Source organism: Flavobacterium bizetiae (assembly GCF_024271895.1).
GTDB lineage: Bacteria > Bacteroidota > Bacteroidia > Flavobacteriales > Flavobacteriaceae > Flavobacterium > Flavobacterium bizetiae.
Genome location: NZ_CP091861.1, coordinates 1,448,060 through 1,464,573, shown reverse-complemented (window position 1 = coordinate 1,464,573; position 16,514 = coordinate 1,448,060). Strand labels below are relative to the sequence as shown.

Annotated in this window: 16 protein-coding genes and 1 tRNA gene; 6 read left to right on the top strand and 11 right to left on the bottom strand. The window is 33.4% G+C overall.

What is annotated here, in order from left to right:
- Positions 1-19 precede the first annotated feature (19 nt).
- Entirely contained in the window at positions 20-1,252 is a 1,233-nt protein-coding gene (locus tag L0669_RS06550) for a DUF4178 domain-containing protein (RefSeq protein WP_263762204.1), read from the bottom strand.
- Between the two features lie 3 nt (positions 1,253-1,255).
- On the bottom strand, positions 1,256-1,618 hold the full coding sequence (locus tag L0669_RS06545; RefSeq protein ID WP_263762202.1) for an S-adenosylmethionine decarboxylase family protein: 363 nt from the start codon (positions 1,616-1,618) through the stop codon (positions 1,256-1,258).
- A gap of 193 nt (positions 1,619-1,811) precedes the next feature.
- Here L0669_RS06545 and L0669_RS06540 point away from each other — a divergent pair, with 193 nt between their 5' ends.
- From L0669_RS06540 to L0669_RS06525, 4 genes are all read left to right on the top strand, one after another.
- A complete protein-coding gene (locus L0669_RS06540; protein WP_263762200.1) occupies positions 1,812-2,357 on the top strand; it encodes a cysteine hydrolase family protein in 546 nt (181 codons plus the stop codon).
- A gap of 15 nt (positions 2,358-2,372) precedes the next feature.
- Positions 2,373-3,191: a helix-turn-helix domain-containing protein gene (locus L0669_RS06535; protein ID WP_263762198.1), complete on the top strand. Its 819-nt coding sequence runs from the start codon at positions 2,373-2,375 to the stop codon at positions 3,189-3,191.
- 286 nt (positions 3,192-3,477) lie between these two features.
- Entirely contained in the window at positions 3,478-4,443 is a 966-nt protein-coding gene (locus L0669_RS06530) for a nitrilase family protein (RefSeq protein WP_263762195.1), read from the top strand.
- A 73-nt stretch (positions 4,444-4,516) separates the two neighbouring features.
- Positions 4,517-5,023, top strand: coding sequence for a GNAT family N-acetyltransferase (locus L0669_RS06525; RefSeq protein WP_263762193.1), 507 nt, complete (start codon positions 4,517-4,519; stop codon positions 5,021-5,023).
- A gap of 174 nt (positions 5,024-5,197) precedes the next feature.
- Here L0669_RS06525 and L0669_RS06520 read toward each other — a convergent pair whose 3' ends face one another.
- On the bottom strand, positions 5,198-5,386 hold the full coding sequence (locus L0669_RS06520; protein WP_263762191.1) for a hypothetical protein: 189 nt from the start codon (positions 5,384-5,386) through the stop codon (positions 5,198-5,200).
- Positions 5,387-5,961: 575 nt separating this feature from the next.
- Here L0669_RS06520 and L0669_RS06515 point away from each other — a divergent pair.
- Complete coding sequence (locus L0669_RS06515) at positions 5,962-7,254, top strand: sensor histidine kinase (protein WP_263762189.1); 1,293 nt, start codon at positions 5,962-5,964, stop codon at positions 7,252-7,254.
- 39 nt (positions 7,255-7,293) lie between these two features.
- Here the strand turns inward: L0669_RS06515 and L0669_RS06510 are convergent.
- Both L0669_RS06510 and L0669_RS06505 read right to left on the bottom strand, forming a co-directional pair.
- Positions 7,294-7,380: transfer RNA gene (locus tag L0669_RS06510), tRNA-Ser, on the bottom strand.
- 51 nt (positions 7,381-7,431) lie between these two features.
- Positions 7,432-8,313: a LysR substrate-binding domain-containing protein gene (locus L0669_RS06505; protein WP_263762187.1), complete on the bottom strand. Its 882-nt coding sequence runs from the start codon at positions 8,311-8,313 to the stop codon at positions 7,432-7,434.
- A 92-nt stretch (positions 8,314-8,405) separates the two neighbouring features.
- Here L0669_RS06505 and L0669_RS06500 point away from each other — a divergent pair, with 92 nt between their 5' ends.
- Positions 8,406-9,641 (top strand): MFS transporter, encoded by a 1,236-nt coding sequence (locus L0669_RS06500; protein ID WP_263762185.1) that lies wholly within the window; start codon positions 8,406-8,408, stop codon positions 9,639-9,641.
- A gap of 193 nt (positions 9,642-9,834) precedes the next feature.
- On the opposite strand, the gene L0669_RS06495 is transcribed toward L0669_RS06500, so the two are convergent.
- The 6 genes from L0669_RS06495 to L0669_RS06470 form a co-directional block, all read right to left on the bottom strand.
- Positions 9,835-10,866 (bottom strand): asparaginase, encoded by a 1,032-nt coding sequence (locus L0669_RS06495; RefSeq protein ID WP_263762182.1) that lies wholly within the window; start codon positions 10,864-10,866, stop codon positions 9,835-9,837.
- Entirely contained in the window at positions 10,856-11,992 is a 1,137-nt protein-coding gene (locus tag L0669_RS06490) for a 1-acyl-sn-glycerol-3-phosphate acyltransferase (protein ID WP_263762180.1), read from the bottom strand. Before L0669_RS06490 ends, L0669_RS06495 begins: the two co-directional genes overlap by 11 nt.
- Positions 11,993-12,056: 64 nt before the next feature.
- Positions 12,057-12,836 (bottom strand): TatD family hydrolase, encoded by a 780-nt coding sequence (locus L0669_RS06485; RefSeq protein ID WP_263762178.1) that lies wholly within the window; start codon positions 12,834-12,836, stop codon positions 12,057-12,059.
- Positions 12,837-13,115: 279 nt separating this feature from the next.
- Complete coding sequence (locus L0669_RS06480; RefSeq protein ID WP_263762176.1) at positions 13,116-14,762, bottom strand: S41 family peptidase; 1,647 nt, start codon at positions 14,760-14,762, stop codon at positions 13,116-13,118.
- A gap of 273 nt (positions 14,763-15,035) precedes the next feature.
- Entirely contained in the window at positions 15,036-15,758 is a 723-nt protein-coding gene (locus L0669_RS06475; protein ID WP_263762174.1) for a tetratricopeptide repeat protein, read from the bottom strand.
- A 2-nt stretch (positions 15,759-15,760) separates the two neighbouring features.
- On the bottom strand, positions 15,761-16,345 hold the full coding sequence (locus L0669_RS06470) for an RNA polymerase sigma factor (protein ID WP_173969959.1): 585 nt from the start codon (positions 16,343-16,345) through the stop codon (positions 15,761-15,763).
- Positions 16,346-16,514: the final 169 nt, after the last annotated feature.

The following is a 16,514-nucleotide window of genomic DNA, read 5'->3' as shown; positions in this document are numbered from 1 at the left end:
AAAAATGCTTTTCATAATATTATTCGCTGTAGGGAGAGTAAGAACTATCTTCCCACCTGGTTTTTTCAAAATTAATTTTAAAATATCGTATTACGATATACACCACAATCATGAATATGGCAATAATCCATACATTTCGATTTGAAGGCTGATTCCAGACAACTCTCACTTTCATTGCCGTATTTTTAATGTCTTCTGGTGCTTTTAGCGGTTTAATCAAAAGGTGATATTTTCCTGATTTAACTCCGCAAATATTAAATTTTTCAGACCAATTTCCTTCAGTCCAGCTTTCTCCATCTTCATAGCCATGATAATACTCAATATCTTTGTTAGCATGAATTTCATCATTACTTGTTTCATTTACAAGTGCAACATCTACATTTGCCCATGAATTATCTACATCTGTCGAAACCTCCACTGTTATTGGCGCCGAACCTCCTTTTAAAATAAATGATTCACCTGTAAATTCCCTATCATTAAAATCAGTAAATGCAATTGCCTTATTAAACACAACTTGCTCTGCCTGATCTTTATAAATATACCAGTTTGTCGATAATATCAATAAAAGAAAAACGCAAAATATAATAGCCATATTATTTACATCAAAATAAAAGGGCTGAACCATATTTACTCCTCTCTGATAAGGTAAATAAACATTAGGAAAAGCTTTTTTAAGTTCTTTTTTATTAATGTATTCACCAAGAAAAGCTGTTTCGACATCATTCATTTTTTCTATAGAAATCAATAAAGGCGGCTGAATATACTCCACCAAATGAACTTTTCTAGTGGGTAATTCAAAATCAAAATACCCTTGTGCATTGTCTATTTTTGCATCAGAATATTCATAAAGATGAAATGAACTACTTTCATATGTTATCGATTTTGGATGGGTTCGTACATCAAATTTCTCTTCCATTTCGGTCAAAAGTGTCCAATGTCCCTCTGACTCTGAAAGATATACAAATTCACCAACATCACTTTTCAGGACATATTCTGTCCAATGATAACCTCCGTTAACTGTTTTAGTAATCGCGCCAGTAATGGTGTATTCTTTTTCTTTAAGAATTCCTTTATCTCCAATATTAAAAATAAAATCGTCTACTACTTCGGGCTTAAATTTCGATCTCAAACGAAGTTGTCCTTCACTATCTGCTACATATAGACTATGGCATTTCGGGCAAACAAAATTTACGACTTCAAAACCAACTTCTAATTCGGTAACGGTATTACAATTGTAACAAGGAACTTTCATATACTAACGGTTAATTTCAAAATCTTTTATAATTGTTCCTTCAAAATAAGCAATATAATGAGCCATAACATCTCTAACTTTTTGCGAATTATCCTGCTGATAATTGCACAAATAAACATCTAAAGTAAGCTGATTGTATTCTGGCCAGGTATGAATACAAATATGTGATTCTTTCAGGCAAAACGAGATCGTAAAACTGTCATTGTCGAAATCATGAACAATTACGCCCACTTTTTCAAGATTAAACTGTTCTAAAATTAAATTGGTAACAGCAACAAAACCCTTACTATCAGTTAGTTTTTGAGTTTCATCTACATGTAAAGTAACCAGTTTATGCAAGCCTGGTGAATAAGGCGGTAAGTCCATTAAAATATTTATATACGCGTCAAATATATAATATTTTTTGGATAATTTTAACAGGAAGTAGTTTTCATATTAAAGCATTTGCTACTGAATATAAAGTTCAGAAAATCAAAAATCATAGTCCGAAAATTATCCTTAAATTTGTAAAAACTTAATTCTTCCTGATTCAAACCTCAAAAAAAGATCAAAATATTACATGAAATTAGCCGCTGAAGAATTACTCGTCATCATAGATCCACAAAAAGACTTTACTGATATTGAGGGCGTTTACGCGAAAAATCATCCCATAAATCAAATACAAAAAGTAAAAGCCGGAATAAATAAACTAACGAAACAACTAGACCAAAATCGATTTGTCATTATTTATTCTAATTATCAAAAAGACCAATTTGGAGCTGGAATTTCGATGTGCATTGAAGGCACAAAAGGTCATGAAATTGATCTTGATTTTGATGTTCCTTTTCGATTAATTTCAAAAACACAACATAGTAGTTTTTCATCTCAAGAATTTAAAAACTTTCTGAAAGACAATCAAATTCAAAAGCTTTTATTGTGTGGCTTTTTAGCCGAATATTGCATCAAACAAACCGCTACTGATGCACTTGAAAATGGTTATGAAGTAGTACTTTTAAAAGAGCTTATAGCAACCGGAGACGATGTACAATATCGAAAAGAAGAAATGTTAGCCGATTTAGAAAACAAAGGCGCAACAATCAATAATGATCTTTATAATTTTGCTTAAATAAGTTGTAAAACCATGCAAGTTTCACCACCAAAAGAATTAGCCCCCTACATAAAACATTATCTTTTTTTAGATAATGAAGAAACGGCTATACAAAAACTTCGTTTGTTTTCTGATGGTAATACTGGCGTCGTTTTTTCCCTAAAAAACAAACTAATTTCCGGTCTTGACAATTATAAAATAAAGAATTATTTGCCCGATTCTTTTTTATACGGACAACTTAACGGTTTTAAAGATATCTATTCTGATAACGAAATATCTTTGATTATTATCGTTTTTCAGCCCAACGGAATTCATCAATTACTGGGGATTCCTGCTCATGAATTTCAGGATGCTATAATTCCTGTTGAAGATGTATTTGGTCAAAAAATGAACACACTTCAGGAAAAATTATCAGAACAAAATAATCAGGGAAGGGTAGCGCTTTTAAATCAGTTTTTTAACACTTTAATCGCTTCGAAACCAAATTCAAATCAGTTCATAATCGATCATTCTTTAGATTTTATTATTGCCAACAAAGGAGATTTTACTTTAAAACAATTGGTAAATTATACCGGTTATACCGAAAGACATCTGGAAAGAAAGTTCAAAGAATGCATTGGGTTAAACCCGAAGAAATTTGGTAACGTTATAAGGCTACATCATTTCTTAAAACTACTTAAAAACAAATCTAACGGCGGCAATCTAACATCAATTTGTTATGACGCAGGATTTTCAGATCAATCTCATTTGATAAAAGAATTTAAAAAACATACCGGAATAACTCCTAAAGAATATATAGTAAGTTCCGGAAAACTAACCAATAACCTCATCAAAACTTCTCCAGCATTATAATGCCAAATTAAGAGTTGAAAGTTTGCAATTTGTGCCGTCAGGCACTAAATATTGGTAGAAATTAGGTTCGTATTATGCTAGCGTGCCGTAGGTACGCAACAAAACGATAACTATTTCGTACCTACGGCACGCTAAATTTATTTCTATTTCTTTTTTCTACCAATATTTTGGTACCTAAAGGCACATCTTCAAACCTTAAATTCGCTTTTATCTTTTAAAATGTCGGTTTTATACAATTTATAGAATCTAACGAACGCTACTTTTGACTAAATTAATAGCGTTTAATATGAAAAATCTAAAAATAGCCACCGCTCAGTTCGAGAATAAAAGCGGCGATAAAAACTATAATTTATCAATAATCGAAAAACTTGCACAAAAAGCCGCAAACGAAGGTTGTGATGTGATTTCGTTTCACGAATGTTCGATAACCGGATATACTTTTGCAAGATATTTATCGAAAGAACAAATGCTGGATTTAGCAGAAATCATCCCGACCGGAGAAAGTATTTTGAAACTTACCCAAATTGCTAAAAACAATGATATTGTAGTCTTAGCCGGATTGTTCGAAAAAGATGAAAACGATAATTTATTTAAAGCTTACGTTTGTGTCGACAAAAATGGTTTAGTTGCGAAATACAGAAAATTACATCCTTTTATAAATCCTTATTTAGCGCCTGGAGATCGTTATTGTATTTTTGAAATTAAAGGCTGGAAATGCGGAATCTTAATTTGTTACGACAATAATATTATCGAAAATGTTCGCGCGACAAAACTTTTGGGTGCTGATATTATTTTCATGCCACACGTTACAATGTGTACGCCTTCTACCCGACCTGGCGCTGGTTTTGTAGCTCCAGAACTTTGGGAAAACCGCGAAGCTGATCCAACGTCGTTACGTTTAGAATTCGACGGAATGAAAGGAAGAGATTGGTTAATGAAATGGTTGCCGGCACGAGCGTACGACAATGCTATTTATGCCGTTTTTTCGAACCCAATTGGTATGGATGATGATCAGTTAAAAAATGGCTGTTCGATGATTATTGATCCGTTTGGAGATATTTTGGCCGAATGCCGTTCTTTTGATGATTCTTTTGCAACTGCAATACTTAATCCGGAGAAATGCAATCAGGCCGGAGGAAGTCGTTATATAAAAGCGAGAAGACCAGAATTGTACCGTGATATTATTGGACAAAACCACGAATCTGAGCAGAATGTGGTTTGGCTAAACTCTGATAAAAAAAACATAAATTAAGTATTTCTGCCCTCTAAAGCTATTGAATGATTTATCTTTGAAGATTCATTAATCTACAGAATACAACCCCATAATGGAAATTTTTAAAACTACAAATACAGATATCGATGCTGTTTTCGATATTTATAATGCCGCGACATCTTATCAAAAAACAGTAAATAATAAAAGCTGGAGAGGTTTTGAAAGAGCTTTAATCGAAAAAGAAATTACCGAAAATCGTCATTTTATCATCAAAGAAGGAGATGAAGTTGCCTGTACATTTGTACTTACTTTTAATGATTTAATTATCTGGAAAGAAGCTGCTAAAGATCCTGCGGTTTATCTTCATCGTATTGCTACAAACCCAAAATTCAGAGGACAATCGTACGTTAAAAAAATAATTGAATGGGTTAAAATATATGCCAAAGAAAATAACAAAGAATACATTCGTCTTGACACACATAGCGGAAACGAAAGAATAAACAAATATTACACCAGCTGTGGTTTCGAATACAAAGGCATCAGCACAATCGAATGGACAAGCGAATTACCGGAACATTATAAAGAAGGCTCTTTTAGTTTGTTTGAGATTAAGCTTTAAAAACCAAAAACAAACTGTCTCAGAAGGATAGCTCTTTTTGTAAGCTTCGGAAAAGCGAAATATTTATAGCAAAGCATAAATGTTTACAACATATAGCTCCGTAGGAGTGACATATTTTTTCTATAACCTAAATATATGTCACTCCTACGGAGCTTTTTATTTGTCTTTCCAAACTTATCTTGCTTCCCAAAAGCAACGTTTAGGAGAAACGATTAAACCTTCATCCTTTAATGTTTTCATTGCTTTATCTACATCTTTACGATCTAATTTAGTTAGCTCAACTACTTTTCCTGCGTTTAAAGGTTGTTGGGCTTTTTTCATAGCTTCTAATACCTGATCTTTGATTTCCATATTTCCTTTCATTTTCATTTAAGACGCAAAAATAGTAAATATTTTCTTTCAAAAAATAAAAGAAATATGATTGCGCTAAAAAGCAAAACCCCCATTGCAAAATTGTTCTTGCAACGGGATTTTATTTTATTTATAAATTCTAATTTTTACAAACTCGCCAATTTCTTAGCTTGCTCCAAAGCATTTGTATTTTTTGGATTTAATTCGAATATTCCCAGAGATTTAGAAAATTTGATTTTCATGATTGTGATTGATTTAAATATTTGATTGATGATTGATTACTTCTAAAATCTTTTTTACTTTTTAGCCATTCGCGTAAAACAGATAATTGAAGCATTTTAAATCAAGACGAACGTAAAATGAAAATGCTACATCCTTTTTTTAAATATTTTGAAAAATAGAGGCGAGAACTTTTTATTAATAGACTTTTTTAATCTAACCACAAATAAAAACATAAGAAAAAACTTAAATTAAAAATCGCGTATTCTGAGTGATAACGTTAATTATCTCTTATAAATTCAGTTATTATATTTAAATCAAAGACTTTAAATTCAGTTAGGTTACATTTGGGTAAATGCGCCAAAAACATGAGTGAAAAAAAAATTATTCCAGATGATGAAAATACTTTTCCCGAAAGGAATAAAATAAATCACAATGACGAATTGTTGCGGGTTAATAAAAGGCTTGCGCAACAAATAGAAGAGCGCAAAAAACGTGCTGCTGAATTGCTTATTGCCAATACTGAACTTGCTTATCAAAACAAAGAAAAAGAAAAACGCGCAGCAGAATTGGTCATAGCAAATGCAGAACTGGCGTATCAAAATCAGGAAAAAGAAAATCGCGCTGCTGAACTTGTTATTGCGAATAAAGAACTGACTTTTCAGAATAAAGAAAAAGAGAAACGTGCGGCAGAACTTGTAATCGCTAATAAGGAATTGGCCTATCAAAACCAGGAAAAAGAAAATCGCGCTGCTGAACTTGCCATTGCGAATAAAGAACTGACTTTTCAGAATAAAGAAAAAGAAAAACGTGCTGCCGAACTTGTGATTGCCAATAAGGAACTGGCGTATCAGAATAAGGAAAAAGAAAATCGTGCAGCGGAACTTCTTATTGCCAATGCAGAACTGACTTTTCAAAACAATGAAAAAGAGAAACGTGCCGCCGAATTAATTCTCGCCAACAATGAGCTTGAAGCTTTTACTTATATTTCAAGCCACCATTTACAGGAACCGTTACGAAAAATACAGGTTTTTTCGAACAGAATTACAACGGATGAGCATCAAAACCTGACAGAGAAAGGAAAGTTTTATTTTGATCGTATCGAAGTTTCTGCGTCTCATATGCAAGCGCTTATAAACGATTTACTGACTTATTCGCGAACAAGTGTAACCGAAAAGAAATTCGAACATGTCAGTCTTAATGATATTATAGATGAAGTTCTGGAAGATTTAAAGAAAGAAATAACGGCAAAAAAAGCAATTATCGAAATATCCGGAAATTGTAGCGCTTTTATAATTCCGTCGCAATTTCATCAATTAATATGCAATCTGATAAGTAATTCTTTGAAATTCTCAACAGAAGAAAAAGCGCCTCATATTACCATTGAAACTCTTTATACAAAACCCAAAACAAAGAAAAATAAATCATCGGCCGATTATTGCCATATTATTATAACGGATAATGGTATTGGATTTGATCCTCAGTTTGAAAGCCGGGTTTTCGAAATGTTCCAGCAACTAAACAGTAAAACAGATTATAAAGGAACCGGAATTGGTCTTGCCATAGCAAAAAAGATTGTAGAAAACCATAACGGAATTATCACTGCAACCGGAAAAGTAAATCAGGGAGCTAAATTTGATATTTATATTCCGGTGGTGTAAATAAAAAAAGGCTTTTGTGAATATCACAAAAGCCTTTTGCAGAGAGGAAGGGATTCGAACCCTCGATACAGTTACCCATATACTAGCTTTCCAGGCTAGCTCCTTCAACCACTCGGACACCTCTCTAAATTGGTCTGCAAAGAACACAAAAAAAATCGAGTTACGCAACGTTAATTTTTAAGATTCGTTTATGCTCTTACTAAATTCTTCCATAAATAATTTTACAGCTTTCTTTTGGTAACTTCCAATCGTGAGCATAAAAGATTCTCGTTTAGTTGCAACTCCTGTAATTTGAATCGCTTTAAGACTATGTTCCCAGCCTTTTAATGCTTTTTCGGCTACTATAGTTGCCCAGTCGCTGTTTTCTACCATTTGCAATAAGGCATTAATCGAATTTAATTCTATTGAAATCTTCGGCTTCATGTGATGTTTTACAAACAATATTTCTACATATTCTCTGGAGTTCGATCCTTTTCCAGGAAGAATTAGCGGCACTTGTTCTATTTTCTTAAATGGTATTTTTTCTAAAGAAGCCAAAGGATGTGTTTTAGCAACCGCCATTACCATATTTGAAGTAAACAAAGGCACTTTTTGAATTGGGGGACCAATCTCATGCGATGAAATTACGAGTACTAAATCTAATTCATTATTAATCAACTTTTGTTCTAGTGCTTCTGTTGTACCATAATCTACTATGATTTTTAAATTCTGATATCTTTTTGCAAATGCATTAACAACGGGCAGAACTAATAAACCAAAAATATAAGTAACGCCAATTCGTAATTCGCCGCCAATCATTTGGTTCAAATCATCAATCGCCTGTTTACCGCTTTGTACATTTTCGATGACTTGTTTGGCATGAATCAGGAATACAGAACCTGCTTCGGTAAGTTGTACTTTCTTTCCAATTCTTATAAACAAAGGCATTCCGAGTTCTTCTTCTAACTTTTTTATTTGTTGGGACAATCCGGATTGTGTAACAAAACACAATTCGGCAGCTTTTGTAAAATGCAATACCTCAGCCGTTTTAATAAAATACTCTAATTGATAAATCTCCATATCGATAAGTTTTACTACTTATTATCAGTAAAATTATTAATTTTTCTAATGAAATCATAATCGCGAACTTTGTAAAAAAAATATCAGGCATCATGTTTAAAGCGTTAAAATCAAAAAACTTCAAGTTATTCTTTTACGGACAATCGGTTTCAGTAATTGGCACCTGGCTTCAAAAAACAGCCGTAAGTTGGATGGTTTACAGCGTTACGGGTTCGGTTTTTTTATTAGGATTAGCCACTTTTTTAAGTATGATTCCGTCTTTATTCCTGGCACCTTTGGCCGGAAGTATTATTGGGCGTTATGATAAACATCGTGCCATGATTTTGTTGCAATCTATGGCAATGCTGCAAGCGGGAGCTTTAGCTTTAATGATTTACTTAAAAATATACAACATCAACTTTATTCTGGCTTTGAGTTTAATTCAGGGAATCATCAACTCGTTTGATATGACTTGCCGACAAACCATGATGATCGATATTGTAGATAATAAAGAGGATTTGCCAAATGCAGTTGCACTAAACTCTACTTTGAACAATTTTGCCCGAATTGCCGGACCTGCTTTAGCCGGAATTATTTTGCACAATTATGGCGAAGACATTTGTTTTATTGGGAATTTCTTAAGCTATATTCCGGTTTTGATTTCTTTATTGATGATGAAAATAACGCCGCATATTAAAGCTACCGATAAACTTAAAATGTATGATGATTTTATTGAAGGACTGGATTATGTTAGAAAAGAAACCGAAATGGCCAAAATGCTTTTGATGTTAATGTGTAGCAGTTTGTTCGTGATTTCTTTTAATACTTTAATGCCAGTTTTTGCCAAAGATATTTTTAGCGGAAATGCTCAAACTTTCAGTTGGTTCGAAAGTGCGGCCGGAATTGGATCTATTTTATCGGCTATTTATCTGGCTAATCTTAAAAAAGCAGATAATATGGGCAAAATAATGATCGCTGCGAGCTTATTATTAGGTTTTAGCATCATTATACTAGCGTATTCAAACAGTTTAACTGTTGCGCTTATTTGCATGGCATTGAGTGGTGTGGGTATGATGGCACAAACCTCATCTATAAACATTTATATTCAGACGCAAAGTTCTGTAAATATGCGTTCGAGAAGTATCAGTTATTATTTGATGGCTTATCAGGGAATGATTCCTGTGGGAAGTTTAATTATAGGTTACGTTTCGCACATTATAGGAACCCGAAATACGGTTGCGATTCAGGGAATTATTTGTATTCTTTCGGTAATTGTTTATGTGTATTATAAAAGACATACTTCTGATGAAGATGATTTAGAGACTTGTCAAGTTCCGTATAAAAATTAATAAATTCTAATTTGTACGCAAACTTGTCATCCTGACGAAGGAAGGATCACACAAAAAACTCCGTACAGAAATTCGCCAATCTTTGTCGAGCTCCTGGTGTGATCCTTCCTTCGTCAGGATGACAAAACAAGTCGTTTTACTTTACTAAAATGAACTTATATCACTTAAATGGTGAAAAAAATATGGTGAAATTTTATAACGAAATTTCCCCACGCAATGCGGTTTCAAAAACGTTTTTAAATTCGGCTTGAGGAATATTGTGGCCTAACAAATACATTAGTTTTGTAATGGCGGCTTCTGTAGTAATATCTTTTCCTGAGATTACGCCAAGAGATTTTAAGGCCGTACTGGTTTCGTATTGTCCCATATTTACGCTTCCGCCTGAACATTGTGTTACATTAACGATGTGCAAACCAGACTGAATGGCTTTCTGAATTAGATTCAAAAACCAATCTTCGGTTGGGGCATTTCCGGAACCGTAAGTTTCCAGAACAATTCCTTTAAGATCTTTAATCGCCAGAATCGAAGACAAAACAACTTCGCTCATTCCCGGGAACATTTTTATGATGGCAACGTGATTGTCTAAGTTTTTGTGTACAATCAGATTCGCATTTTCTTGTATGGGAAGAAATAAATGTCGGTTTAATTTTAAGTGAACGCCAGATTCTACCAATTCAGGATAATTGGGTGCTGTAAAGGCTTTAAAGTGTTCGGCATTTACTTTTGAAGTTCGGTTTCCGCGGTATAATTTATATTCAAAGTACAAACAAACTTCGTTGATAACCGGTTTTCCGTTTTCCTGAAGCGATGCGATCTGAATGGCCGTAATCAGGTTTTCTTTAGCATCGGTACGAAGATCTCCAATTGGCAATTGCGATCCCGTAAATACTACCGGTTTTGCCAAATTCTCTAACATAAAACTCAATGCAGAAGCCGAATAAGACATGGTATCAGAACCATGAAGCACTACAAAACCGTCGTAGGCAATGTAATTTTCTTCTATGATTTCAGCAATTTTTGTCCATTCGCCGGGATTCATGTTTGATGAATCTATAGGTTCTTCAAATGAAACCGTTTCAATCTCACAATCTAATTGTTTGATTTCGGGAATTTTTTGCAATAATTTACCAAAGTTAAACGCTTTGAGCGCGCCTGTTTCAAAATCTTTGCTCATACCGATGGTTCCTCCGGTATAAATTAGCAATATTTTAGCTTTAGATGACATCCTGGTATTTTAATTTATTAACTACAGGATTGGCATACATGGATAAAAACCCTTGTCTGGTAACGGGATTATCGCTTCCGATACGCATTTCTAAACGACGCTCAAAAAGTGATTTTTCGCTCTCTTTGTATTTGTGAGCAAATTTATCTGTTTCGTTTAAAATATCGTAAGCAATAAAATTGGTTGGCCATAATTGGTAATTTTTTAAAACTACATCATCAATAGTTTGTGCCAAAGCCTGAATTTGTTTGTTGGCATTGTCATTTTCTGCCACAATTTGATCAATTTCTTTATCAAGAACATCTCCAACAGAAATGTGTATTCTTTTTTTAGTTCCCATGATACCACTCAAGATGGTCATGAAATCTTCGTTTTTTTCTTTGATGTAAACTTCGTTATTTGCCTCTGCCATTAATTGTGGCATTTTCAGAACATCTGTAGGATCGTATTCGTATGAAATAGAAACCGGAACAATCTTTAATTTCTTAAAATAATCCATTAGGTTGGCTTCGTCAGAACCCATTCCGATCATTTTTAAAACCCCCGGATTGGTTTCATCATTTCCGTCTTTGGTACGTCCTTCTCTTTGAGCAATCCAAACCGAACGGTTTTCGCGAAGCAATAAATGTCCGATATATTCAGCCAATAACTTAGAACTTTGCAGCATTTCTCTTGGCGTTAAACCTCTTAAAACTAAAAAGTTTCTGTTAAGTTTTGCTAAGGTGTTTAAAAATGCTTTTTTAACCAAATTGTCTCCAATTGCCGATGCTGTCATGACTAAACCATGTTCGAAAAGGCAAACGTTTAATAAGGTTGTATCTAAAAGAATATCTCTGTGATTGGAGATAAATAAGTATGATTCGTTTTTTTCCAGTTTTTCGAATCCTGAAGTTGTTAATCCTTCAGAACTTTTCTCTAAAACTTTTTGAATTGTATTATAAATAAAGTTGCATTGAAAATCACGAATAGAATGTGTTTTCTTTAATTGATCTTTCCAAACCTGATCTTCTACTTCCGGAAAAGTAAAGTTCATCATGGCTTTCATCATCGGATGATTAGCAACACCATGAAGGGCTTCATTTATTTCAGAATCATAAAACGGTCGAATGGCATCAAATCTCTGCATTATTTATATTGGTTTTAAGTGGGCAAAAGAACAAAAAAAAAATTAAACTATTGTAAGGTATAAATTAAATCCCAAAAACGTCCTTAGAATTCTGAGTTGTTACAGTTGCAATTGTCTCTTCAGAAACGTCATACACATCGGCCAGCTTGCTAATAACATTTACTAAATAACTACTTTCATTGCGTTTTCCGCGGTACGGAATTGGTGCTAAATAGGGAGAATCTGTCTCCAAAACAATATGTTTTAAATCGATTTCGTTTAAAAACTGATCGATTTTTCCGTTTTTAAAAGTCACTACTCCTCCAATTCCCAACTTCATATTGTAAGATATTGCCTGAAGTGCTTGTTCGTGTGTTCCTGAAAAACAATGAAAAATGCCGAATAAATCATCTGATTTCTCTTGTTCCAGGACTTCAAAAATCTCATCAAAAGCTTCACGGCAATGAATTACAATGGGTAATTTGTATTGTTTGGCTAAATGAATTTGTCTCTTAAAAGCGATTTGTTGTTCTTTTAAATGTGTTTTATCCCAATACAAATCGATCCCGATTTCACCAACGGCATAGAACTTTCTTTTTGCCAGTTCGGTTTCAACATGCTTTAACTCGTCTTCGTAATTATCTTTCACGTAAGTGGGATGCAAACCCATCATCAGGAATACATAATCAGGATAATTTTGCTCTAAATCGTACATAGATTGTGTTGCAGCGGCATCAATTGCAGGAATAAAAAAACGTGTTACTCCGGCGTTTATGGCTCTTTGCATCATCTCGTCGCGATCCTGATCAAATTCTTCAGAATATAAATGGGTATGTGTATCGGTAATTATGGGTGTTGAATTCAATTGTATAATTTTTAATGGTTCAAAATTACGACAATATTAAAAACTTTCCCAATTGGAATGTTATGGCACGCGGATGACACGGATTTACTTCGTAAAAACGCGGATTGGCGCGGATTTTTTTTCATTGCATAAAATAGCATCATAAACAACCAATACATTACACAACGAAACCCGACAGGTTTTAAAAACCTGTCGGGTTTACTATGCGCAAAAACTTTACGGAATTACTTGTGTTATTTTCTGACTTTATTCAGCATCAATCTATCGAGCAATTTAAAACTAAACTCCACCTTCGATAAACAAAATTGCTCTTTCTAAAACTTCGTCTCTTCCTTCCTGAATACCTTTTATGGTTGGTTTTACTTCAATATTAGGAACGATTCCGATTCTTTGGGTTTCGCGCTTATTAGGATAATACACTCCAATTCCGGAATATCGGGTGTGAAATGGTTTAAAATCTAATTCTATTACATTTCCATCTGCTCCTGCGGTCTGACTTCCTATAATTGTCGTGTTACCAGCAGTTTGAAAACACATAGCTGTCCATTCTGCCTGGCTCATCGATTCTTCATTAAGCAACATTATTATTTTTCCTTTGTAATGATCCTTGTTTTCAGAACCACATTTTGTTCCTTCTGTCCATTTAAATCTTCCCGGATAACTAAAATCCGGATAGGTATAAATTGCAAAAGTTTCTTCATGGGCGTTCAAGAATTTAGCAATCTGCTCATAAGTGCCGTTTGGATAATTTCTCATATCAAAAACAATAGCTTTGGTAGATTTTAAGGCTTCAATCATATCCGGAATATGTGCCTCTTTTATTACACCCATATCGACATAGCCAATATTATTTTCCAGAAGTTTAAATTTTTCTTTTTTCTTTTTCTTTGCTCCTTTTTTAAATTCATTTCTGTGAGAATCATGGTAGTTAAACCATGTCATTGCTTTTGTTGTGTATTTGCCATCTTTCAAAAATTCAACATTCACATTGTCTGAATATCCGTTTAGAATTTTTCTAACAACTTTGTTTAAAAGAGCAGGTTCATTAGAAGCAGAAAATAAATCCCTGTATTCTGCAACAAGCGCTTCTATTGTTTTGTCATTTATTTTCGTAATTGCATCGCCTACTTTTATATTATCGGCCTGAGCCAGACTATCTCCTAAAATTTCGGTAACTACCAATTTGTTGTCAATGATTTTACCCGTAGCAGGAAAATATCTTCTGTTTTCCTCAAAATGATTATTCTTATATATGGCAAATTCAACATGAGTGTCATCAAGCTTAGCTGTCATTTTTCTGGCTACTGTATAAAAATCATCTTCATTTTTAGTTTCAAGAACTAACGGAAGCATTTTTTCTAAAGTAACATCCCATTTTTGATCCATTAGATATTTATAAGGGAAAAAATATTCTACTAGATTCCAGTATGCAAACGTCCATACTATTTTTGAATTTTTATTGTCGTATTTTAGATTAAAATAATCTCCGTTTTTAAGAGGATTGTATCCCGGACCAATTTCTTCCTCGGTTTGAAATCTGTTGTTTTCTATAAATTTTAATTTCTTAGAAAGCTTTTTCGAAAATAACTTATTATTAAACCAGCTTAAATCAAAGTTTTTATCAAAATATTCTACATTTTTAGGTACAATGATTGGAGCAATTTCTCTTACCGGACCAAGATCATCAATCCAGTTTTCCAGAACTAGCGAGAATTCTTCTTTGCTTTGTGCTTTTTCTATTTTGGGTAAAACTTCAAGAAGTTGATTGTCCCATTTTACTTCGCCGTTGGCTACTTTTGGATGGTAATATTTTAAGAATCCCCAAACTTTGCAGGTTGCAATAAGTTTTTCAGTTTCTGTAATTTTGGACTGGCCAAAGGTAATTTGTGAAAGAACTAAGAGAAAAAAGAGGGTAGTTTTTTTCATGTAGGTTTTGGTTTGTTTTGTTTTTGGAAATTTTTTAATAAAAGAAACCGAATGTAGAACTAAAAATCCACATTGGATTACGGGATCACGTAAAAGCTTTTTTTTAAATTATATCTAACTTGAAGAAGTTGAACTTATTGGGACACTGATGAAACGAATTTACTTCGTAAAAACACGGATTTAAAACGGATTTTTTTCTTTATTGAAAAGCAAAAACCTTTGTCGAAGATTTTAGTTTTGACAAAGGTTTACCTATTTTATAAACTTCTAATTCTAATTCAGCTCATCGAGAAGTTTCTCTACATCGTCATAATTTTCGTAATCCTGCGAAATGGTTTCAAGGATTTCTTTACACTCTGTGTATTTTTTTTGTTTCAGTTTAGATAAGGCCAGACTCCATGTAGCTTTATCTTTATAAGCAGATGTTCCTGATTTTAATTCATTAAAAACACTTTCGGCTTTTGGGTATTTACTTTCTTCGAGTAAAGCAACTCCATAAAAATATTGAATTTCAGGTGTTTTATTTTCTTTTAAAATCTCCTCAAAAAGCGGAATTGCTGCTGCATATTTTCCATCGTTAAAAGCCGTTTGCGCTCCTATCAATGCTTGATTGGTATCGCCTCTTTCTACAAACGAAGCTGTTTCCGGATTATCATAATCAGCAAAAGAAGGATTATTATAATCAAAAAAGAATAGTCCGAATAAAATAATAACAGATGCGGCGGCGGCATAATACCAAGGTCGCATCAGGACAACTTTAGGTTTATTGGTATTAAAATGTTTGTCTGAAATCTCCGTTAAGTTTGCCTTAAACGCTTCTCTTTCATCTTCAAATTCAAATTTAGTTTTCAGGCGCAACTGTACTTCTTTGAAAGTTTCAAACTCCGAAGACAATTCGTGATCTTCAGACAATTGTTTTTCAAAATTATCTTTTTCTTCAACAGTCATTTCTCCCTGAAGATATTGATCGAATAATATATAGCGTTCTTCGTTCATGACTAATTATTTTTTAACGATTTAAAATTTTTGGCTTCCTGAATCCACTGCGTCAATTGGCCAACACATAACGATTTCTTTTTACGCACGTAACCGTAAGTAACGTTAAGTTTCTCGGCAACTTCTTCCATTGTTTTAGTGGTAAAACTCAGTTTTAATAACTCCTGACATTTATCTCCTAATTTTAGAAACATCGTATCAAAAAGCTGTTGTTTTTCGTCAAATTCTTCAGTTTGACCAATTAGCTCTCTTGCAGATTCATTCATAGATAAAACATCTTCGTTAATTGTTACCCCTTTGTTCGATGTTTTTTTGAGTTCGTTAAGCCATTTTCTTTTACACAATAAAAAAAAGTAGGCATCAAAAGGGCAAGTGAGCTGAAGTGTATTGGCTTTAGCCTGATTAAAAAGTAAAATCATGATTTCCTGCACCACATCCTGAGCATGTTCTTTATCTCCGGAATTGTTCATAATAAACATTACTACTTTGGGAACAAACTTTTTATAAATCGTCGCAATAATAGCCGAATCATTTGCCGCAAGTCCCTCAATATACATTTGATCAGGATGAATTTTACCTTTTCCCATAAAAAAAACTTTTTGTAGCTAATTTAAAAAACAATTGTAAATAAATTTCACATTATAGGGTAACAATTAACATATCTGATTGATATATCGTAGTAAAAGAGTCTCTGGACAATCAAGTTCAATATAAAGTGTAAAGAATAGCCCACAGATTAAACGGATCAAACGGATT